General features: G+C 52.3%; 8 protein-coding genes. All 8 read left to right on the top strand.

Features of this window, described 5'->3' with window-relative positions:
• Positions 1-10: 10 nt before the first annotated feature.
• The 8 genes from PGRAT_RS07690 (at position 11) to PGRAT_RS07725 (ending at position 24,607) form a co-directional block, all read left to right on the top strand.
• A complete protein-coding gene (locus PGRAT_RS07690; RefSeq protein ID WP_025707636.1) occupies positions 11-3,121 on the top strand; it encodes a cyclic peptide export ABC transporter in 3,111 nt (1,036 codons plus the stop codon).
• A gap of 121 nt (positions 3,122-3,242) precedes the next feature.
• The gene (locus tag PGRAT_RS07695; protein ID WP_025707637.1) at positions 3,243-4,124 is read left to right on the top strand and encodes a 3-hydroxyacyl-CoA dehydrogenase family protein; all 882 of its coding nucleotides are present in this window, start codon (positions 3,243-3,245) and stop codon (positions 4,122-4,124) included.
• A 36-nt stretch (positions 4,125-4,160) separates the two neighbouring features.
• The gene (locus PGRAT_RS07700; RefSeq protein WP_036706091.1) at positions 4,161-5,195 is read left to right on the top strand and encodes an HAD-IIIC family phosphatase; all 1,035 of its coding nucleotides are present in this window, start codon (positions 4,161-4,163) and stop codon (positions 5,193-5,195) included.
• 39 nt (positions 5,196-5,234) lie between these two features.
• The gene (locus tag PGRAT_RS07705; RefSeq protein WP_025707639.1) at positions 5,235-5,486 is read left to right on the top strand and encodes an acyl carrier protein; all 252 of its coding nucleotides are present in this window, start codon (positions 5,235-5,237) and stop codon (positions 5,484-5,486) included.
• Positions 5,487-5,549: 63 nt separating this feature from the next.
• Entirely contained in the window at positions 5,550-6,191 is a 642-nt protein-coding gene (locus PGRAT_RS07710) for an SAM-dependent methyltransferase (RefSeq protein WP_025707640.1), read from the top strand.
• Positions 6,192-6,241: 50 nt separating this feature from the next.
• Entirely contained in the window at positions 6,242-7,408 is a 1,167-nt protein-coding gene (locus PGRAT_RS07715; RefSeq protein WP_025707641.1) for an acyl-CoA dehydrogenase family protein, read from the top strand.
• Positions 7,405-19,944 carry a hybrid non-ribosomal peptide synthetase/type I polyketide synthase gene (locus PGRAT_RS07720; protein ID WP_042266329.1) on the top strand — a complete coding sequence of 4,180 codons (12,540 nt, stop codon included), beginning with the start codon at positions 7,405-7,407 and terminating at the stop codon, positions 19,942-19,944. The genes PGRAT_RS07715 and PGRAT_RS07720 overlap by 4 nt, the downstream gene beginning before the upstream one ends.
• A complete protein-coding gene (locus tag PGRAT_RS07725) occupies positions 19,937-24,607 on the top strand; it encodes a type I polyketide synthase (RefSeq protein ID WP_047171580.1) in 4,671 nt (1,556 codons plus the stop codon). The genes PGRAT_RS07720 and PGRAT_RS07725 overlap by 8 nt, the downstream gene beginning before the upstream one ends.
• Positions 24,608-24,609 lie beyond the last annotated feature (2 nt).

Genomic DNA, 24,609 nt, shown 5'->3' on the forward strand with positions numbered 1-24,609 from the left:
AGGTTATGGAATGAAAAAAGGGATAGCGGGATGGCTCGTCTTGTTGTTGTTCACTATGGTACTGCCACTGCATGCATGGGCAGAACCGGCTGCTTCAAACAGTTTGTCTAATGAGGAAACTGCCGGCATTGAAGCCTGGATCAACAAGAATATGCGGGAAGGCAAAATACCGGGTGCATCCGTTGTTATTGTTAAGGGTGAGCAGACGGTCTACAGCAAAGGCTTTGGGGATTCCGATGTGGGAGCTAAGCGCCCTGTGACTCCGGAGACGCTGTTTGAGCTTGGTTCGACCAGTAAGGCTTTTACTGCATTAGCTGTACTATCGCTGGAAAAACAAGGTTTGCTTCATTTGAAAGACCCTGTACAGAAGTACCTTCCCTGGTTTCAGGCTGCCTATGCCGGAGAAAACGGCTCTGGTAAAAGCCGTGCGGCTGAAATTACCCTGGATCAGCTTCTTCATCATACCAGCGGCCTTCCATTTGATACGATCAGCGATATTCCCGTTAGCGGGGATGACCAGGCGCTGGAGCGTACGGTTAAGGCCGTGGTTGGGGAGAAGCTTGATTTTTACCCGGGGGACAGGTTTCAGTATGCTTCCATCAATTATGACATCCTGGGGCTTGTGATCGAAAAAGTAACGGGAGAATCATATGAGACTTATCTGAAAAATAACGTATTGAACCCCCTGGGTTTGAAAAACACCTACCTTTTCCGTACAGAAGCAGAGCAGCATGAAATGGCGAGGGGGTATAAGCTCGGATTCTTAAAAGCCCGGGAATATCAGGCTCCTGTGTATCGTGGAAATACGCCTGCCGGTTATGTCATTTCAAATGGCAACGATATGGCAGCGTGGCTGAAAATTCAGATGGGAGAGCGGGCGGAAGCAGCGATGGATGCCGGCTTGATCGGCCGCTCCCATGAGCCGGACCGGTCCGTCTTCCCCAGTCTGGACGGTTCTTCCTATGCGGCAGGCTGGTTTGTCTATCAGAAAGGGAGCGGAGAGCTTTCCCATGGAGGCAGCAATCCGAATTATTCCTCTTCCGTGGTGTTCCGCCCGGAGGAGAAGCTCGGGGTCGCCGTATTGGCGAACCTTAACTCCTCCTACACCCAGGCGATGGGGCAGGGGATTATGGAAATTCTGCACAACAAAAAGCCGCCTGAACAGGTGTCCGATCAATATGCCAGTGTAGACAAGGTTTCCCTTGTCATTCTCTGTATTGCGGTCCCGTTAATCCTGTTAACGGGCTGGTTTTTCATTATAACCCTCAAGGAAATCATCACCAAGGAAAGAAGGCTTCGCCGGAAAACCGCTAAAAATATGTATGGGCTGGCCGTGCTGCTGGGATTTTTGGGGCTGCTCAGTTATTGCTTATATAACATTCCATCTGTTTTATTTAGCGGGCTTTCATGGGAACTTGTGGAAGTATGGGCCCCATCAAGCTTTATGACTGCGATTCCAAGTTTATTCATCGGGGTCGTTTTCTTTTCCGTATACTACTTCACCACATCACTGTTCCCCAAGGCGCGGGACCGGAGCCTGTTTCCTATCATCTTCCTTAGCACCATAAGCGGCTTTGGAAATGCAATCATCATCTTCATCATTAATGAAGCACTGAATCATACGAACCGTTTTCAGACGGGGTTATTTTCGTTTTTCGTGATGGGTCTTGCTGTTTATGTCTTTGGCCAAAGGCTGGTTAGGACGAAGCTGATTACCCTGACCAATGAAATGGTTTTTCAAAAAAGAACAGATCTGATCGACAAGATTCTGCGTTCTTCTTATCAAAATATCGAAAGTATCGAAAAAGAACGGATCTATTCGGTACTAAACAATGATACGGAAACGATCAGCGGCGTTACCAATATTCTCATTTTTGGCGTGACCAGCCTGGTCACTTTGCTGTGTTGCTTCGTCTATTTAGGAACCATTAATCTGCTTGGCCTGCTGATCTCGATTGTGGTTATTTTATTTGCAGCCGGACTGTATTTTTTGGCGGGAAGACATGCCAATCAAGTCTGGGGAGAGACCAGGGATATTCAAAATACCTTTTTCAAGTTCATCAATCACATGGTCAGCGGTTTCAAGGAGCTTAGCCTTCATAAAGGTAAAAAAGAAGAGTTCCAGGAAGAGCTTAAGCAAAGCTGTGATACCTACCGGATCAAACGGATTCAGGGTGACTTAAGCTTCGCCAATGTATTTGTGATGGGAGAACTGCTGTTTACCTTTGTAATCGGAGTTGTAGCCTTTATTTTTCCGCTGCTCTTTAAGGACATTTCGAACAGCTCCCTCAGGGCCTATATCTTTGTCTTTCTGTATATGACAGGGCCGGTCCACGGAGTGCTGGATGCCATTCCGAATTTCGTTCGGGTCCGGATCAGCTGGAACAGGCTGAACGAGCTGTCCAATCAGCTGGATACGGTTGAGGAAATGTATGAAATCCCAGCTGATAATGAAGGGTCCGAAGACGGCCCCCTCCATTTGGAGGCCAGGGATATTACTTACCACTACGAAACCCAAGAAGGCGAACAGTTTGCGGTGGGGCCGCTGAATCTGAGTGTCCGTTCCGGGCAGGTTACTTTTGTTACAGGCGGGAACGGGAGCGGGAAGTCTACCTTAGGCAAATTAATAACGGGCTTATATAAGCCGGATCAGGGAGAAATTCTGCTGAATGGCCGGCAGGCAGCACCGGAGGAACTGAGCCAGAGCTTTTCTGCTATATTTAGTGATTTCCACCTGTTTGACAGGCTTTACGGAATGGAAACCGGCGGTAAAAGTCAGGAGATTCAAGAATATTTGCAGAAGCTGGACATTGAACACAAGGTCCAAATCCAGCAGGGGGCCTTTAGCACCGTCAATCTCTCAACCGGACAGCGGAAGCGATTAGCGCTTTTGATCAGCTGCCTGGAGGATCGTCCGATCTATCTTTTTGATGAATGGGCCGCAGATCAAGACCCGGAATTCCGGGATTATTTCTATCATGTGCTCATTCCGGAGTTGAAGGAAAAGGGAAAATGCATCATTGCGATTACGCATGACGATAGATATTTCGATATGGCTGACCAATTGCTGAAAATGGAAGTGGGACTGCTCGTGGGTGAGCCGGAGAAACAACATGCATAACAAGTTATGGCGGGCAGGTCTAATGATCCTTAAATGAAGGGAGGCCAAAGGGGATCGGGGATCGCATCATCCGTAATGTACACTAACTCTCTCAACTATTAGGAAAAGGTGGCAGCCGCAAATGAATACATTCGAAACGATCGGGATTATTGGCGCAGGGGTAATGGGTTCCGATTTGGCCTTGGATTTGGCAAGCCAGGGGTACCAGGTCATCCTGAAAGATATCCATGAAGAGGCACTGGACAAGGCTAAGGCGAAGATCAGAGAAGATTTCAAGCTAGTAAAGCTGATGAAAAAAGAGCTGCAAGTGAAAGAAATTGAACAAGTGCTTTCTAACATCAGGTTCACTACTACATATCAAGAGTTCCATGCCGTTCCCTTTGTGATTGAAAATATCACGGAAAACTGGGAGGCAAAGCAACAGGTATATCTCGAACTTCGGGAGCATTGCGAGGAAGATACCATTTATGGTGTGAACACGAGCTGCATTTCCATCACTAAGGTGGGTGCAATACTTCCCAATCCGGAGATGGCAATCGGCATGCATTTCATGAATCCGGTTCCGCTCAAGCAGATGGTAGAGATCATTAAAGGCTATTATACATCCGGGGATACGATCCAGAAGATCAAAGACTTTTTGAAAGCGATTGGCAAGAAGCCTGTTCTGGTCAACGATTCGCCGGGTTTTGTGACCAACCGCGTCCTAATGCCCATGATTAACGAATGCATCTGGGCCGTGCATGATGGGGTCGCTGCACCGCAGGATGTGGATAAAATTTTCCGTTTAGGCTTCAGCCATAAAATGGGCCCGCTCGCTACCGCCGATTTGATTGGGCTTGATACGATCTTGAATTCCATCATGGTTCTGTATGAGAGCTATAACGATCCGAAATATCGCCCCTGTCCGTTGCTGGTCAAGATGGTGGACGCAGGGCTGCTGGGGAAGAAGAGCGGCAAAGGCTTTTTTGATTACACTTCGGTTCTCGCCCCTAGCCGTGTGTAAGCTGGTATACCAAATCTAATGTGAAGGAACCTGAGGATGGAAATTAAAAACGGAATTAAATGCGTTGTGTGGGATTTGGACAATACCCTCTGGGATGGTGTTCTGTCCGAAGGGGATGAGGTAACGTTAAAACCGCAAATCAGGGAAATTCTGGAGGAACTGGACCGCCGGGGAATTCTGCTGTCCATCGCCAGCAAAAATAATATCGACGATGCGATGAACAAACTGAAAGAGTTTGAAATTGACCACTATTTTCTTTATCCCCAAATCCATTGGGAGCCAAAATCAAAGTCACTGGATGCCATCCGCCAGTCGATCAACATCGGCATGGATACGCTGCTGTTTATTGATGACCGGCCTTTTGAGCTGGATGAGGTAAAAAGTGTTCATGCAGCCATCAATTGCGTTCATGCCGATCGTTACCAGGAGCTGCTTGACCATTCTTCGCTGATCCCCGCCTTCATCACAGAGGACTCAGTAAAAAGAAGGCTCATGTATCTGGAGGATATGAAACGAAAACAGGAAGAAGAAGCGTTCTCGGGAACAAGCGAGGAGTTTCTAAAATCGCTGGGCATGAAATTCATCATCAGTGAGGCCGGGGAGGAGGATTTGAAGCGTGCCGAAGAATTAACCGTACGCACCAATCAGTTGAATTCGACGGGGCGGATCTACAGCTACGACGAGCTGAATCACTTTCGGGAATCACCCGGCCATAAGCTGTATGTCTGTGAGCTAACCGATAAATACGGCTCTTACGGCAAAATTGGCATCGCCTTGGCCGAGCTGACAGAAACCCATTGGCATATCAAGCTGCTGATTATGTCATGCCGGGTGATTTCGCACGGGGTTGGCACGGTTCTGCTGACGCATATCATGCAGCAAGCCAAACAAGCCAATAAAAGGCTGTTAGCTGACTTTAAGAATACGGAACGCAACAAAATGATGTACGTCTCTTACAGGTTCTCCAACTTCAAAGAGATAGCCAAGGCGGAGGACGGATTTGTTATCCTGGAAAATGATTTGACAACGATTCAGAAATTCCCTCCTTATATCGAGCTTCTCGTCAGGTAATATTGCCCGGAAAAAATAAAAAATAAAGGAGTTTTTACAATGAGCATGCATGAGCAAATCCGCAATTTTATTCAGGACAATCTGGTGGTTTTTGATGATGATGTTGAATTCAGCAATGAAGACAATATTTTTGAGCTGGGCTTCGTGAATTCATTGTTTGCCATGAAATTGGTTACGTATATTGAGAGTGAATTCAATACGACCATTGAGAGTGAGGAAATGGATATCAACAATTTCAATACGATAGATAACATCGTAAACTTTATCCATTCGAAAACGGTCTATCAATAAGGGCACAGTATGATTTATACGACGAAAAACACTGGGGCCGTTTTTAATTGGGATGAGTATTTTATGAAGCTGAAGAACGGGGAAGTTGCGGCGTTTAACGTGGAGTCGTATTTTCATAATGTCAGGGATTTGCTGAGCGAGAACGCTCACTTGCTGGCCCTGGTCTTGGGGGATGTATTGCGCAAGCTGTTGAGGGGCGTTCAGATCCAGCCGGAGCCAAGAGTCCTGGAGCTGGGGGCGGGTACAGGGTTTCTGACTCGTCTTTTAGTAACCATGTACGGAGGCAGCGGAGCTTTGGTGGATAATTGCCGGACCTCCTTTGACGCCTATAACCGGATAAAGGACAAGAGTGAGAACCGCATTACGTATCAGTTGGAAGACTTGTTTGCCTTGAAGGTGGCAGAGCCGTTTGATATTGTTTGCAGCTTTGGACTCATCGAACATTTTAAAGAGAAGCAGGAGATTCTGTCCATCCACAGAGAGCATTGCCGCCCGGACGGATATATCATTTTGATCGTACCGATGGACAGCTTTTTGACACGGGCCTATTACGAGGTTCATCCCGAAATCAACCTGGGGTATAGAGAATTGTTAACCAAGAAGACCGCATTGGAACAGATTCAGACATGTGGGCTGCAGCCGGTCCGGGCAGAAGCCAGCCAGGGCTATGTTTATGATTTTTTGACGGTTTTGTGCAAGGGATAGCTGTTGGGTCTTTTTCAGAACATACACTCTAATGATGGGATGAATGAAAAATGGCGATGACTAGAAATATTTCACACAGCATTCTGGAAGAAGTGAAGCAGTTCGTCGAGGAAGATATCCGGCCCTTCGCGGCTGATTTTGAAGCACAGCAGGCACTGCCCCCGGAGTTAATCCGGAAGATGGGGCAACAAGGATACCTGGCCGCGAGCTTCCCTGAGGAGTTCGGGGGGCTGCAGCTGGACCCGCTTGAATACGGCAGTCTGGTTGAAGAGATCGGCAAGGGAGCCTTGTCCGCTGCCATGCTTCTTACCGTAAGCACAGGTTTGGTAGGCGAGACGCTCATCCGTTGGGGAACGGACTACCAACAAGAGAAGTATGTGCTGCCCATCGCCAGGGGAGAAAAGATCGGCGCTTTTGCGTTGACCGAGCCGGGAGTGGGAAGCGGAGCGAAGGATGTTGAAAGCGCTTACGTAAAAGTCGGAGATAACTACCGGATTACAGGCCGGAAAAGATGGATATCCTTCGGCGAAATCGCTGATTTTTTTATCGTCATTGCTGCCGAACAATCGAACAAGGCCGTCAGTGCTTTTCTCGTGGACCGCAATCTGGAAGGCGTGAATATATCCAAAATGAAGGGACTGATGTCGTGCGCCGCCTCACAGCTTGCTGACGTCGAGCTAACCGATGTTGAGGTCGGACCGGAAATGATGGTTGGCAAGGAAGGGATGGGTTTTGCCGGCATCGCCAATTTTGCCTTGGACTATGGGCGCTTCAATGTAGCATGGATGGGTGTAGGTTTGGCGCAGGAGGCCTTGGATGTGATGGTTACTTACGCCAGAAAAAGAAGCCAGTCCGGGCAAAAAATCTTTCACCATCAGCTCATCAAGGGCATTATCGGAGATAATGTCACGAATGTTATGGCTGCACGTTCGTTATGCAAGGAGGCCGCGAGGATGAGAATAGACAATCACCCGGATGCTGCCATCCAAACGACAGCAGCCAAGTATTTCTCGTCTACCGTTGCCAACAAGGCTGCCGCCGATGCGATTCAGGTTCTCGGAGCCAACGGATGCAGCAGCCGGTTTCCGGTGGAACGTCTGTTCAGAGAGGCAAAGGTCCTTGAAATCATTGAAGGGACTTCACAGCTTCAGCAGCAAATGATCGCCTTGTATGGCGCGAATAAATATTATCAGCCAAAAAGGATCAAGGAAATATGAAGAAATTGGATGCAAATCATGTGAGTGACATCATCTCTCTTAGTTCGATGCAGGAAGGGATGCTTTTTCATTATTTGAAGGAGCCCAGCAGTACCCTGTATTTCGAACAGGTGAGTTTGCACATTGCATCCCGGGTTGATCTCTCCGCTTTTGAGGCGGCATGGCAGCATGTTGTCTCCAGCAATGAGATGCTCCGGGCGGTTTATCGCTGGGAAGGCGTCAAAGAGCCTGTGCAGATTATTCTGAAAGAGCGGTCCCAATTCCTGCAAATTATCGATGCTTCTTCCCAGAGCACAGATGAGCGCAGTGTATGTATTGCAAAGATTATGGATGATGACAGAAACAACAGGTTTGATCTAACGGAAGGGGCTTTCCGCGTCTGTCTGTACCTGTTCGCTGAAGCCGACTATCAAATGCTTCTGAGCCATCATCATATTTTGTTCGACGGGTGGAGTACGGGGATTATCCTGAATGAATTCATGGAAGCCTATCAGCTTTTCCTGAATCATCAGCAGCCATCCGCTGCACCCAAGAAGAGATATAAGGAATTTATCGGGCTGACCCGAAACAAGGACAAGGCGGAGCAGGAAAAGTTCTGGACCGGATATTTGCAGGATGTTAATCCCGTATGGCTGCAGGATATTCTTCCGGCCAGTCCATCCGGGAATCAGGCGGAAGGGAACAAGCAGCTTCGTATGGAGCTGCCCCTTGCTCTCTATGAAGAGATAAAGCAGGAGGGGAAATACCCGGTAAGCTGTTACCTTTATGCAGCATGGGCGCTCCTTCAGGCTTTTTATACCGACAGCAGGGACATTGTGTTTGGCACAACCATTTCGGGCCGGGAAGAGGCTATGCATGGATGGGAAGATACAGTCGGCTTATTTATTAACACGCTGCCGCTCAGGCTCAGGATTGACCCGGAAGAAACCTTCAAGGCTCTTCTGGAGAAAGTATTTGCATCTCTGAATGCAAGACAACTGTATGGCTCCACACCGCTCAGGGATATCAAACGCTACAGCGGGATGCCTTTTGAAAAAGAATTATTTGATACGATTCTGGTGATTGAGAATTATCCTTTGCAAAATAACTTGAATAGTCGGAATATGATTATCGATTCCTTCTCATATAGAGAGGAAACCAACTATCCTCTGTCCATCTCGATTACATTATGGAATTCCATTGAATTCGTTGTGGATTATAACAGCCAGATGTATAGTGAGTCATTTGTTAACGAGGCAGCATCCCGCTATCAGTTGATCCTGTCTGCGCTTGTTCAACATCCGGCAGCACCGGTTGCTGCTGCTGATTTTTTGTTTCCGGAAGAACAAAGGAAGCTGCTGCAGGAATTTACGAATACGTACGTTGCGGTTCCAGCCGAAAAAACCATTCATCGGCTATTTGAAGAGCAAGCGGACAAGGAGCCTAACCGGATTGGGCTTCGTTATGCAGGTCAGGTCTACACTTACCGGCAGCTCAATGAACAAGCCAATCAGCTGGCGAATTGTTTAATCGACAAGGGGATTAAGCCTAACCAGCTGGTTGGCATCTGCATGGACAGACGGCCTGAACTGCTGATCGCGATGCTTGGAATCTTGAAATCGGGAGGAGCTTATGTACCGGTTGATCCAATGCTGCCAGAGGAACGCATCGCAGCCATGGTGCAGGACGGGCAGATTCAAGTAATCGTCACCGTCCAGAGGTACACGGAGGCCATAATGGGCATGGATGGGAAGCAACCGGTCCGCCTGACGCTCTTATGTATGGATCAAGACATGCTGCAGGGACATTACGGTTTGCAGGACATCGGCAGATACTCCCGTGAAGCCGGCATCTCTCCTTCAACCCCGGAGGATCTTGCTTACGTGATCTATACGTCGGGATCGACCGGGACGCCCAAGGGCGTTATGGTCAGCCATGGAAACGTAGTGAATTTTATATATGGCATGGACCAAAAAATCGGATTCCGGCATGACGATAAGATATTGGCGCTCACGACCTATTCCTTTGATATATTCGTCCTGGAATCCTTGCTGCCGCTTTGTTTGGGCATGAAGCTCGTGCTCGCCACCGATGGGGTACAGAAAGACCCTGATGCCATATTGCGGCTCATCGAACAAGAGTCCATCGATGTTCTCCAAGCGACGCCGTCACGTATGAGAATGCTTGCAGACTCTTCCTTAGCCGGTTGTCTTCAGCAGCCGAGAAAAATTCTGATCGGCGGGGAAGCCTTTCCCGAAGATCTGTACCAATCCTTGCGCGGAATCACGGAGCATCAGATCTACAATGTGTACGGACCGACGGAAACGACCGTTTGGTCTACCGTGCAGGAGCTTGAGGATACCATGTCTATTGGGCAGCCCATTGCCAATACAGGCATCTATATTTTATCCAAAGACAAACATCTGCGCCCCTTGGGTTATCCGGGAGAACTATGCATCTCCGGGAAAGGTGTGGCTAAAGGATATCTTAACCAGCCCGAATTAACCGGCGATAGGTTCATTGCGAATCCGTTTCATCGGGAGGAAAGGCTGTATTGTACCGGGGATTACGCGTATTGGCTGCCGGATGGAAGACTTCACTTCGTAGGAAGAAACGATGGCCAGGTCAAAGTCAGGGGACATCGGATCGAAATTGGCGGAGTAGAAAGCACAATAAAAAGCTATCCTGCTGTAAAAGATGTGGTGGTCATCGAAGTGAAAGAGGCCCGCGACTCGGCGCTGGCCGCTTATCTGGTGACGGGCGGCGGATTTGTCCGTGAGGATTTCCAAACGTTTCTCAAGAGCAAGCTCCCGTATTATGCAGTGCCGGCTTATTTGTATGAAATCGGCGAGATTCCCTATACGAGCAATCTAAAGGTGGACCGGAAGGCACTCGCCCATATGAAAATTGACCGCATGGTTCAGCCTGGAAAGCTGGTAGAGCCGCGCAGCAAGCTGGAAAATGAGGTTGCAGAGATTTGGAAAAAGGTACTGAAGACGGAGAAAGTGGGCATATTCAACCGCTTTTTTGATATCGGCGGCGACTCGGTGAAGGTCATTCATCTATGTAATGAATTAAAGACCCGTTTGAATATGGAGGTCCCGGTTCAAACCATTTTTGACTATTCGACGATCCATGAATTTGTCAGTTACTGCAATGAAACAACGAAAAAAGCAAGCGGCGAAGCCCGGCAGCGGCTGCAACCCGAAGCACCTAAGGCTTTCCAGCCTCCAACCCTAGACTTCCAAGATACGGATGTGGCTATTATCGGGATGGCCGGCCGTTTTCCAGGGGCTGCTGACAAAGAACAGTTCTGGAGCAACCTGGTGAATGGGAAAGAAGCGATCAAATTTTACACCGACGAGGAATTAAAGGCGCTTGGAATTGACAGTGAGCTTTTGAACAATCCCAAGTATGTGAGGGCAAAAGGAAAGCTAGAGGACAGCGACTGCTTTGATGCTGATTTCTTCGGGTATACCGTTGCCGAAGCCAGGTGGATGGACCCGCAGATTCGCTTGCTCCATGAGTGTGCCTGGCATGCGCTGGAGGATGCCGGATATGAACCGGAGTCCTACCCTGGAGCAATCGGACTGTACATCGGATCTTCGTATAACATTTATTGGGTACCCGAGAACTTCAGCCCTTCCCTGTATGCTTCAGATCAGTATCAAATCTATAACATGAACAGCAATTCGTTCGCTACGCTGATTGCCTATCGCATGAATCTGCGGGGACCGGCGATCACCGTCCAAACCGCCTGCTCCACCTCGCTGGTGGCCATTGACCGTGCCTACAAGGACTTGCTCTTTGGCGATTGTGACATTGCGGTTGCCGGAGGCGCTGCGGTTACGCTGCTTGATGAAATGGGTTATATCCACCAGGAAGGGATGGTCCTGTCCAAGGATGGGCATTGCAGAGCTTTTGAGAAAAAGGCATCAGGCACCGTGACCGGCAACGGAGTGGGGCTGGTCGTCCTGAAACGCCTCAAGAATGCCCTTGCCGACGGGGATCATATTTATTCCATTATCAAGTCCACTGCCGTGAATAACGATGGAAACCGTAAAGCGGGTTACTCCGCTCCAAGCGCAGAAGGACAAGCAGCGGTCATCCAGAAGGCCATTCAGCGTTCCGGCCTTGGCTCCGAACAGATTCATTATATTGAGGCGCACGGAACAGGGACGGTATTGGGTGATCCGGTCGAAATCGAAGGGCTCAAACGGGCTTTTAACACAACTAAGAAAAATTATTGCGGACTGGGCTCCGTCAAAACGAATATCGGACATTTGGAAGCTGCCGCCGGAATCGCAGGGCTGATGAAAACGTCCATGTCCCTGCAAAAAAGAATGATTCCTGCTTCGCTCAACTGTGATGAGATCAATGCACATATTGTATTGGAGGATTCCCCGTTTTATGTGAATACCCAGCTTCTTGATTTGCGAAATGAGGACAACTATCCGCTGCGGGCGGGTGTAAGCTCGTTTGGGCAAGGGGGCAGCAATGCGCATGTGATACTGGAGGAAGCACCGCAGGTGGACTCGGGTCCTGCCCATAGACGTTACGTCATTATGACCCTATCCGCTAAAACGGAGCCGGCGCTGAACCATTTGAAGGGAAAAGTAAGAGAGTCGTTCAAACGTAATCCCAGTGTGCATTTGGCTGATGCCGCGTATACGTTGAAGGTGGGGCGGAAGAGTTTTAGACATCGTTCTGCTTTTCTCTGTACAGAAACCAAAGAAGCCATAGATATTCTTACGGCGAAAGAGACAAGCAAAAGATGGGAGGCCGTGGTTTCGGAGCAGGCCCCATCCGTTGTATTCATGTTTTCGGGCCAAGGTGCAGAATATGTAAATATGGCTCTGGATCTTTATCGTCATGAGCCGGTTTTCCGGGACAAACTGAATGAATGCTTGACGGTTTTGCAGGAGATTTCCGGTTTGCGCTATCGGGATTTTTTATTCCCGGATGAGCGGGAGCAGCAGGCAGAGGGGCATATTCACAGACAGAGCGTCTCCCAGCCTCTTCATTTTGCGCTGGAATACGCTTTGGCATGGCTGCTGATGAATTGGCAGGTTGAGCCGCTGAGTATGATCGGGTACAGCATCGGAGAGTATGTCGCTGCGTGTCTGGCAGGTGTGTTTTCCTTGCGGGATGCCTTGTTTCTGACCTATCAGCGGGGAGTCCTTATGGAGAAGCTGCCTGAAGGGCTCATGATTACGGTTCCGCTGCAGGAGGAGGCATTGCTGCAAATGCTTCCATCCACTCTGTCGGTTGCCGCTGTTAACGATGAGTCTTGTATTGTTTCTGGAAGCAAGGACAGTATTGCCGATTTTGAAGCTCGGCTCAAGAGCCAAAAAATCATCAGCATGCGATTGCAGATTTCACACGCGGGTCATTCCAAAATGCTCGATTCGATGGTAAGCGAATTCAGGGAATGTGTGATGAGTGTGACCTGTAATCCGGCGGCTATTCCTTTCGTATCCAGTGTAACCGGAGATGTCATCACACCCGAAGAGGCAGCCTCTCCGGAGCATTGGGTGCGTCATTTGCGGGAGCCTGTACGCTTTGCGGAAGGATTCAAGAAGCTTGCGTCGCAAGAGAATACCCTGTTCATCGAGATCGGCCCAGGGCGGAATCTATGCACGCTGGTTCAGCGCTTTATACAGCCTGACCGCAAGCAGAAGCTGCTCGATACCCTGCGGGCGGAGCGTAAAAAAACAGCGGATGACGAGTATCTGTTAAGGACGGCCGCGCAATTATGGGTATACGGCGTTCCTGTTGATTGGAGCCGCTTTTACAGCAATGAACAACGAAGAAGAGTTCCTTTGCCGGGCTACCCTTTTGAGAAAAAACGCTATTGGCTCCGGGATTTTCGCTATGCTGCGGGAAGCCCGGCCATTGAAGCGGCGGCAGGCCGGGACACTTATGGTGTGCAGGAAGCACCGGTGGAGTCCGAGGCAAGTCCGGTTCAAGCTGAGCGAAGTCCAATGAGCAGTGAAGCCGCCATGCTTGTCCAGATCACAACGGATATCATCGGGGGCACAGCTATTGGCGAAGATGATGATCTGTTCGAGCGGGGATTTGATTCCCTGAAGGTGATCTCCCTGATCTCGAAGATTGCAGACGCCTTCCGCGTTCATTTAACCATGCATGAGGTGTTCCAAAACCCGACGATCAGGGAATTGCTGCCAGTGATCCAGAGGCAGGCACCGGTACAAGCCGTCACCATCCCGAAAGCGCCGGAAGCAGAGTATTATCCGGTTTCCTCCCAGCAGAAAAGGCTGTATGCGCTGCAGCAATTCGATGAGGACAGCATCGCTTACAATATCCCCGGGGCATTTGTCTTGCGCGGCAAGCTGGACCCCGAACGGGTGGAAGCCGCGTGCGGCGGTCTGATCCGGCGGCATGAGGCGCTGCGGACCAGCTTTGCATTGATGGGACAAGCGCTGGTGCAACAGGTAGATCCCGATGCAGCGTTGGCCATTGAATACTCCGAACTGCCGGGGGCCGGAGTGGAAGAGACGCTGCAGGGCTTCGTGCAGCCGTTCCGGCTGGATCAGGCTCCGCTGCTGCGGATACGGCTGGTGCGTGTAGCGGACGAATGCCATGTGCTGCAGATTGATATGCACCATATCATCTCGGACGGGCTGTCCATTGAACTGCTGGTCCGGGATTTCCTGGCGTATTACGAGGGACGGACGCTTGCGGAGCCCCGGATACAGTACAAGGACTACGCCGTATGGCAGCAGAACAGGGATTCGGCGTTCTGGCAAGAGGAACGGGCGTTTTGGCTGGAGCAATACAAAGACGGCTACGAGCTGCTGGATCTGCCAACCGACTTCCGGCGTCCGCCGCTCAAGCAGTTTGCCGGCTCGCTCCGCCCGTTTGCCTGGACCGGGGAAATCAGCGGCTCGCTGCAGGCGTTCTGCCAGACCCATCAGATTACGCCGTACATGCTGCTGCTGGGCTGCTTTACTATTCTGCTCTCGAAATACAGCGGGCAACAAGAAATCTGGGTAGGCACACCGGTCGGCGGCCGTGTTGGCGTGGATACGGAAGATACAGTGGGAGTCTTTGTCAACACGCTGGCCCTCCGCAGCCGCCCGGACGGAGCGAAGCCAGTGCTGGATTATTTGCAGGAAGTACGCGAGTATTGCCTGCACGCCTTTGACCACCAAGGGTATCCCTTCGAAGAGCTGGTGCAAGACATTGAGAAGGAGCGGGACGTCAGCCGCAATCCGCTCTTCGATACCATGTTCACCTGGGAGCAGCGGGACCGGAGCCGGCTGCACCTCTCCGGTCTCCAGGTGGAGCGCTGCGATTTCCACAGCGGCATTGCCAAGTTCGACCTGATGCTGCAGGCCTGGGAAGAACAGGGGGAAATGGGCTTTAACATCGAGTACGCCACCGCGCTGTTCAAGGACTCCACGATCCAGCGGATGGGGAGACATTATCAGCAGATCGTCAAGCAGGTTCTGCAGGCTCCCGGCCGGACGATCCGGGAGCTTAGCCTGCTCGGGCCAGAGGAAGCTGAGCAGATACAGTACGGATTCAATCAGACGGAGGCGGGGTATGACCTCAGTCAGAGCATCATCGCGCTGATCGAAGAACAAGCGCAGAAAAGGGGGGGCGAAACGGCCGTTGTCTGGGAAGGACAACGCCTGACCTACCGCGAGCTGAATGAGCGGGCCAACCAGGTCGCCCGCTTGCTGCGGGATCGGGGCTGCCAGCGGGAAGAAATCATCGGCCTCCTGGCGGAGCGCTCCCTGGCGATGATTATCGGCTTGCTGGGGATCGGGAAAGCGGGCTGTGCCTATCTCCCGCTGGACCCGGACTATCCGGCGGAACGGACCGGGTATTTGATCGAAGACAGCGGGCTGCGCCTCGTCTTAACCCAGACCGCCTTCGCGGGCCGGGTGGCTGCGCTGGGCGTAACCGCTGTGGATGTGGAAGAGGAAGCAAGCTATGCCGGATATGAACGGGATAATGCTGCGCTGGACATCCGCCCTCATCATTTGGCCTATGTGCTCTACACCTCCGGTTCGACCGGCAAACCCAAAGGGGTCATGCTGACCCACGGGGGACTGGCGAACCGTCTGCGCTGGATGGCGGAGAAATACGGGATGGATGAGCAGGAGGTCGTTCTGCAAAAGACCACGTATACCTTTGACGTATCGGTCTGGGAGCTGTTCCTCCCGCTGATGATCGGGGGAGTGGTCTGCCTGGCGAAGCCGGGCGGGGAGAAAGACCCGGATTATCTGTACCGGTTAATCCAAGAGCAGGGGATAACGACGCTGCATTTCGTGCCTTCGATGCTGGCGGGTTTTGTGCATGCGCTGCCGGAGAAGGCGTCATTGGGGCAGCTGAGGCGCTGTATTTGCAGCGGGGAAGAGCTGACGCTTGAAGTGAAGGAGCGGTTTTTCCGCAGAGTCGAAGGGGTCGAACTGCATAACTTGTACGGACCCACTGAAGCGTCGATCGATGTCAGCTCCTATGAGGTACACCCGTCCGACGCTTCGATTCCAATCGGAAAGCCGGTGGCGAACACCCGCCTGTACATCGTATCCGAAGAAGGCAGGCTGGTGCCGGTGGGCATTCCGGGAGAGCTGTGCATCGGCGGCGTGCAGGTGGCGAAGGGGTACCTCAACCGTCCGGAGCTGACGGCGGAGAAGTTCAAGGCGCTGCCTGGACTGCCGGAAGAACGGCTGTATTTCACAGGGGACCTCGCCCGGTGGCGGGAAGACGGGAACATCGAGTATCTGGGGAGAAAGGATACCCAGATCAAGCTGCGGGGCTACCGGATCGAGCTGGGGGAGATCGAGTCCGCGATCCAGAAATATGACAGCCGGATCGAAACGGCTGTCGTGGTGAGCCAGGGGAGGCAGGCAGAAAGCCAAGCGCTCTGCGGCTATTTTACAGCCAGGGAGCAGATCGAAACGGGGGCGTTGAAGGAATATTTACGCCGGGAATTGCCGGCGTATATGGTTCCGGTCTTTTACATGCAATTGGATGCGCTCCCCCATACCTCCAGCGGGAAGGTTGACCGAAAGTCACTGGCGGAAGCGGCTGTAAGCCCTAGCAGCAAGGAGACGATGACAGAGGTTATCTCCAGTAAGGAAGGGCAAATGCTGGAGACCATTTTTAGAGAGACACTGGGCTGCGGGAATATTTCTCCGGCGGACAGCTTCTTTGAACTGGGCGGTAATTCGCTTGCGGCAATCGTGTTGAAAGCCAGAATATCCGAAGCTTTTCATGTGAATGTAACCGTCCTTGAGATTTTTGCAAACCCGACGATCAGGGAATTGCTGCCAGTGATCCAGAGGCAGGCACCGGTACAAGCCGTCACCATCCCGAAAGCGCCGGAAGCAGAGTATTATCCGGTTTCCTCCCAGCAGAAAAGGCTGTATGCGCTGCAGCAATTCGATGAGGACAGCATCGCTTACAATATCCCCGGGGCATTTGTCTTGCGCGGCAAGCTGGACCCCGAACGGGTGGAAGCCGCGTGCGGCGGTCTGATCCGGCGGCATGAGGCGCTGAGGACAAGCTTTGCATTGATGGGACAAGCGCTGGTGCAAAAGGTAGATCCTGACGCAGCGTTGGCCATTGAATACTCCGAACTGCCGGGGGCCGGAGTGGAAGAGACGCTGCAGGGCTTCGTGCAGCCGTTCCGGCTGGATCAGGCTCCGCTGCTGCGGATACGGCTGGTGCGTGTAGCGGACGAATGCCATGTGCTGCAGATTGATATGCACCATATCATCTCGGACGGGCTGTCCATTGAACTGCTGGTCCGGGATTTCCTGGCGTATTACGAGGGACGGACGCTTGCGGAGCCCCGGATACAGTACAAGGACTACGCCGTCTGGCAGCAGAACAGGGATTCGGCGTTCTGGCAAGAGGAACGGGCGTTTTGGCTGGAGCAATACAAAGACGGCTACGAGATGCTGGATCTGCCAACCGACTTCCGGCGTCCGCCGCTCAAGCAGTTTGCCGGCTCGCTCCGCCCGTTTGCCTGGACCGGGGAAATCAGCGGCTCGCTGCAGGCGTTCTGCCAGACCCACCAGATTACGCCGTACATGCTGCTGCTGGGCTGCTTTACCATTTTGCTCTCGAAATACAGCGGGCAACAAGAGATCTGGGTAGGCACACCGGTGGGCGGCCGTGTTGGCGTGGATACGGAAGATACAGTGGGAGTCTTTGTCAACACGCTGGCCCTCCGCAGCCGCCCGGACGGAGCGAAGCCAGTGCTGGATTATTTGCAGGAAGTACGCGAGTATTGCCTGCACGCCTTTGACCACCAAGGGTATCCCTTCGAAGAGCTGGTGCAAGACATTGAGAAGGAGCGGGACGTCAGCCGCAATCCGCTCTTCGACACCATGTTCACCTGGGAGCAGCGGGACCGGAGCCGGCTGCACCTCTCCGGTCTCCAGGTGGAGCGCTGCGATTTCCACAGCGGCATTGCCAAGTTCGACCTGATGCTGCAGGCCTGGGAAGAACAGGGGGAAATGGGCTTTAACATCGAGTACGCCACCGCGCTGTTCAAGGACTCCACGATCCAGCGGATGGGGAGACATTATCAGCAGATCGTCAAGCAGGTTCTGCAGGCTCCCGGCCGGACGATCCGGGAGCTTAGCCTGCTCGGGCCAGAGGAAGCTGAGCAGATACAGTACGGATTCAATCAGACGGAGGCGGGGTATGACCTCAGTCAGAGCATCATCGCGCTGATCGAAGAACAAGCGCAGAAAAGGGGGGGCGAAACGGCCGTTGTCTGGGAAGGACAACGCCTGACCTACCGCGAGCTGAATGAGCGGGCCAACCAGGTCGCCCGCTTGCTGCGGGATCGGGGCTGCCAGCGGGAAGAAATCATCGGCCTCCTGGCGGAGCGCTCCCTGGCGATGATTATCGGCTTGCTGGGGATCGGGAAAGCGGGCTGTGCCTATCTCCCGCTGGACCCGGACTATCCGGCGGAACGGACCGGGTATTTGATCGAAGACAGCGGGCTGCGCCTCGTCTTGACCCAGACCGCCTTCGCGGGCCGGGTGGCTGCGCTGGGCGTAACCGCTGTGGATGTGGAAGAGGAAGCAAGCTATGCCGGATATGAACGGGATAATGCTGCGCTGGACATCCGCCCTCATCATTTGGCCTATGTGCTCTACACCTCCGGTTCGACCGGCAAACCCAAAGGGGTCATGCTGACCCACGGGGGACTGGCGAACCGTCTGCGCTGGATGGCGGAGAAATACGGGATGGATGAGCAGGAGGTCGTTCTGCAAAAGACCACGTATACCTTTGACGTATCGGTCTGGGAGCTGTTCCTCCCGCTGATGATCGGGGGAGTGGTCTGCCTGGCGAAGCCGGGCGGGGAGAAAGACCCGGATTATCTGTACCGGTTAATCCAAGAGCAGGGGATAACGACGCTGCATTTCGTGCCTTCGATGCTGGCGGGTTTTGTGCATGCGCTGCCGGAGAAGGCGTCATTGGGGCAGCTGAGGCGCTGTATTTGCAGCGGGGAAGAGCTGACGCTTGAAGTGAAGGAGCGGTTTTTCCGCAGAGTCGAAGGGGTCGAACTGCATAACTTGTACGGACCCACTGAAGCGTCGATCGATGTCAGCTCCTATGAGGTACACCCGTCCGACGCTTCGATTCCAATCGGAAAGCCGGTGGCGAACACCCGCCTGTACATCGTATCCGAAGAAGGCGGGCTGGTGCCGGTGGGCATTCCGGGAGAGCTGTGCATCGGCGGCGTGCAGGTGGCGAAGGGGTACCTCAACAATCCGGAGCTGACGGCGGAGAAGTTCAAGGCGCTGCCTGGACTGCCGGAAGAACGGCTGTATTTCACAGGGGACCTCGCCCGGTGGCGGGAAGACGGGAACATTGAGTATCTGGGGAGAAAAGATACCCAGATCAAGCTGCGGGGCTACCGGATCGAGCTGGGGGAGATCGAGTCCGCGATCCAGAAATACGACAGCCGGATCGAAACGGCTGTCGTGGTGAGCCAGGGGAGACAGGCAGAAAGCCAAGCGCTCTGCGGCTATTTTACAGCCAGGGAGCGGATCGAAACGGAGGCGCTGAAGGAATATTTACGCCGGGAATTGCCGGCGTATATGGTTCCGGTCTTTTACATGCAATTGGATGCGCTCCCCCATACCTCCAGCGGGAAGGTTGACCGAAAGACACTTTCCCAAATGGAAATACATGTGGAGAAAGTGCGGTATGTTCACCCAAAAACCGGGCTGGAACGGCAAATGTCACAGCTCTGGAAAGAGATTTTGCAAATCGACAGGGTGGGTCTCCGTGACGACTTCTTCCAGATCGGCGGGGATTCCCTCAGTGTGATTATGCTGCATCAGCAGGTGAAGCAGCATGTAGACGCTGAAATCTCCATCGCCAATTTGTACCGGTACCGCACCATTGAAGCTTTTCTGGATTACCTGAGCCAAAAGCAGAATACTTCTGCCCGGCACACGGCAAGCAACGCCGGACGAAAAGAGCTGCTGCTGCAAGGCAATGAGAAAAGAGCGCAAAGATTATCAAAAAGAAAAGGGATAAACCGAGATGAGTAAACAAACAAACGGACTGGAGATTGCAGTCATTGGCATGTCGGCCAGGTTTCCGGGTGCAGCGGACGTTCATACCTTCTGGGATAATTTGGTGAACGGCAAAGAATCCATTACATTTTTCACTGCGGACGAATTGCTGGAGAGCGGGCTTGAACCGGCCGCGGTGTCCCATCCCGGTTATGTCCGCGCTAAAGGCTATCTGGAGAACAGCGATCAGTTTGACGGTTCCTTCTTCAACTACTTGCCGCTGGAAGCCGAAGTGATGGACCCGCAGGTCCGCATCTTTCATGAATGTGTCTGGGAAGCGCTGGAGGATGCCGGTTATTGTGCCGGTACGTATCCGGGCCTGATCGGATTATATGCGGGGGCGGCGGGCAGCCTCTATTGGCAGGCGCTCTCCTATGTATCGGAAAGTGCCCGGTTGCTCGGTCCATTTACCGCGAACCAGTTCGCGAACAAGGATTATCTATCGACGCTGATTTCCCACCGCCTCAATCTAAAAGGGCCGAGTCTGACCATCAATACAGCCTGTTCAACCTCTCTTGTAACCATTCACCTTGCGGCTCAGGCGCTGCTGAACGGTGAATGTGATATTGCTCTGGCGGGCGGTGTGAGCATCACCATGCCGCTGAAATCCGGCTACCTGTATCAAGAGGGAATGATACTGTCGCCAGACGGACACTGCAAGGCGTTCGATGAGGAGGGACAAGGCTCTGTTCCGGGAAATGGGGCCGGGGTAGTAGTCCTGAAGCGATATGAGGAGGCTATCCAAGACGGAGATCATATTTATGCAGTAATCAAGGGGTCGGCGATCAATAACGACGGAAACCGCAAGAGCGCCTTCACCGCCCCAAGCGTGGAAGGACAGGCCGAAGTCATACAAACGGCCCAGCAGCTGGCCGAGGTGTCGGCGGCTTCGATCCAATTTGTTGAGACGCACGGAACAGCCACGGTATTGGGGGACCCGATTGAGCTGGAGGCGTTAAAAGCCGCTTTTGGAAACAGTGCAGGTGTCTGCCGGCTTGGTTCGGTGAAGTCGAACATCGGCCATCTCGATGCGGCGGCAGGTGTCGCCGGATTTATCAAGGCAGCGCTCAGTTTACAGCACAAATTGCTGCCGCCTACTTTGCACTTCACCAAATTAAATTCAAAAATCAGTCTGGCGGATTCTCCCTTCGTGATAAATGCCAAGCTGTTCGATTTATCAGGCGCAGGCAGCACGCTCAGGGCCGGGGTCAGCTCCTTTGGGATCGGCGGCACGAATGCACATATCGTTCTGGAAGAAGCGCCCCCGCCGCCAAGGTCATCGAAGGGAAGAGATTCACAGCTCATTCTGATTTCAGCAAAAAGCAAAAGCGCTTTGGAGCAGCACAGCAGCAATCTGGCGGCTTATCTCCGTGACCATCCTGATGTGTCCTTGGCGGATTTGGCCTATACCCTGCAGGTCGGGAGAACGGATTTCGGGCACAGACAGTTTATCGTGGCAAACCATACGGGCGGGCTTTCGGAAATGCTGTCGCCGCTTGGCAAAGAGAAAGGAAAGCATTCACGGAAAATATTCACGAGTACCGTTGAACAGGAGAACAAGCCGATCGTATTTATGTTTCCGGGCCTAGGCAATCAGTACGTGGATATGGGCCTGGGGCTATATTGCACGGAGCCTCTTTTTAAGCAAGAGCTTGATAGATGTTTTGACTTGTTGGACCGCCGCTTGGATTTCTCCATGAAGGCCATTCTTTTCCCGCAGGAAGCACGGGAGGAAGCGATTGAACAGCTAAACCGGATTGATATCAATCAAATCGCGGTCTTTATCTTTGAGTATGCTCTTGGCAGGTATCTTATGGAGCTGGGGATCAAGCCCAAATATATGATTGGCTATAGCTTTGGAGAATTCGCCGCCGCTTGTCTGGCAGGCGTTTTTGAGTTGGAGGATGCCATCCGCGTGATTATCAAGAGGGGGCAGATGATTAAGGGGACGGAGGAAGGCGCTATGCTCAGCGTTCCGATGACGGAAGAAGAGCTGCGGCCTCTACTCCCGCATAACATCTCCTTAAGCATCGTGAATGGCCCTTCTTGCGTGGTAGGCGGAACCCGGACGGCAGTTGAACAGTTTGAGGAGCAACTGAAAGCATTGCGGCAGATCTGCATCCGCCTGGACACAGCTTATGCCCTTCATTCTGCGGTGATGGAACCAATCAGGGAAGCATTTGCGGAAGAAATGAAGCAAATCCGTTTGTATCCGCCGCAGATTCCGTTTATTTCGAACATCAGCGGGAACTGGATTACCGATGAGGAAGCCACCGAACCAGCGTATTGGGGCAAGCAATTAACCGATTCGATCCGCTTTGCAGATGGCTTGCAGGAGATATTGAAGGATGAAGCGCTAACCTTCCTCGAAGTAGGACCGGACCGGAATTTAAGTGCGCTTTTGAGATACTTTGTGCACCGCGATTCGTCGCATACGGTCCTTAATCTTATTCGGAATCCGCAGGAACAAGTGGAGGATCAGAACTACCTGTATACAAGGTTGGGCCAGTTATGGGGAGCAGGACACAGCATTGAATGGATGAAGCTGTATGCCTATGAGACAAGAAAAAGGCTTTCTCTGCCGACCTATCCGTTTGAACGGCAAACCTATGGGCTGGAGGGCAGCCCGTTTGACATGCTGGAGGGTCAACAGAAGGGCAAGCATTCGCTCCTGCAAAAACAGCCGCATATGGAAGACTGGTTTTATCTCCCGCTCTGGCAGCAGAAGGAACTGCCGCTGGCGGCCAGGCTGCCGGGCGGGCAGAGCTGTCTTCTTTTTGCGAACCATGATTCCATCAGCAGGGAATTGCGGCAAGCGTTATTGAGCAGCGGGCACCGCGTAATTACGGTTTATTGCGGCCATGAATTTAGTATGAACAATGACCACGAATATACGATTCGCCCGGAAGCGCTGACGGACTACCAAAAGCTGTTTGCCGACCTGGAGGAAAAAAAGGCGGAGGCGGATAACCTGATTCATCTGTGGAGCCTGGAGCAGCGGGTTTCCGCGCATTTGGATGCGGCTGGATTTCATGAAAGCCAAAAAAACGGGTTTTACAGTGTCACCTATATTGTCCAATGCCTCCATCAATATAGCAGACACAAGGGGGTTAGGATTGAAGTTGTGACGGACGGAGTTTTCTCTGTGACGGGGCAGGAAAGACTGTACCCGGAGAACGCCCCTTTGATTGGGCTGGGCCTGGTGATTCCGCAAGAAATGCAGCATATCCGGCATCTGACAGTAGACATTCAGTCTGCTTCTGTAGAAACAGGGGAAGAGGCTAAACTATTGGCACGGATGCTGTTAGAGGAGCTGGGCGGAGAATATCGTGACCGGCAGGTTTCTTATCGGGGGTTCCAAAGATGGGTTCCAATCTATCAGCCTATCAAGCTGGAACCCCAGATCGTCAAGCCGGATCTGTTTCGGACTAATGGTGTGTATGTCATCACTGGCGGAGCGGGCATGATCGGGTGGATGATTGCTGAGCATCTCGCCATAAACTATCGCGCCTCCATTGCTGTTATTCAGCGCGCTTTCCCGGTGAGACAGGAATGGGACAAGTGGCTGGCAGATCACCCTGAAGATGATCCCAGAAGCCGGACCATCCATGAAATGATGCAGGCCGAGAAGCTCGGTGCGAGCATCGCCATCTATCGGGCCGATGTGAGCGACTACGGGCAAATGGCGGACGCCATTGAGGCTATCGAAGGCGATCTGGGAGGCATTAACGGTGTAATCCATTGTGCCGCAAACATGGGAGCTGAGTTTTTTAACCCGGTTACCCAGTTGGATCAAGAGCTGTGCCGGGCCATTTTCCAGCCGAAGGTTGACGGTTTGCTGGTTCTGGATAAGGTGCTGGAGGATAAAAAGCTTGATTTTTGTCTGCTCATGTCCTCAACGGCAGCGGTCCTGGGGGGCTATGGGTTTGCGGCCTACTCGGCGGCAAGTGTATTTATGGATACGTACACGAAGACAAGAAATAAGCAGCGGCAGGTCAAATGGCAAACCATCGATTGGGAAGCATGGAGGCGGGAGACGAGGGCAGAGGCAGGATATACATCCTCGATTGGTGACCTGGCGATGAGTCCGGAGGAGGGAATTGAGGCCCTGAAACGGGTGCTGTCGGCAGAACGATACCACCATCTTGTTCACTCCCCCGGCCTGCTTGACAAGAGACTGGCTGAGTGGGTTCACCTCCAAGGGATTTCAGAAGGCAAGCCTGTGCAGTCCGGAGATGGACAAAAGAAACGGCAGCGTCCCGTGGCAATGACTGAATACGAGGAGCCTTCCAATCATCTGGAGAAGCAAATTGCAGAGATTTGGGAGGAGTTTTTGGGAATCAAGGACATCAGCATTCATGATAACTTTTTTGAGCTGGGAGCTACGTCCTTGACACTGATACGGATCAAAGCGATTTTGGAAGAGGCGCTCAGCCTTCAAATTCCTATCGTTGATTTGTTTGCCAACCCGACCATCGCAGCGCTGGCCAAACGGATTGGGCAGGTTGTGAATGGCGGGCATGACGGTCAGGAGAATACAGTGCTGAGCGGGCTGGGAAGTGGAAGATCCGGCTTAACAAGACAATTGCAATTCAGAAAACCTGCAGGGACCGATTCAGGTCCACACGATAAAGCTTGAAG

Source organism: Paenibacillus graminis, assembly GCF_000758705.1.
GTDB classification, from domain to species: domain Bacteria; phylum Bacillota; class Bacilli; order Paenibacillales; family Paenibacillaceae; genus Paenibacillus_AQ; species Paenibacillus_AQ graminis.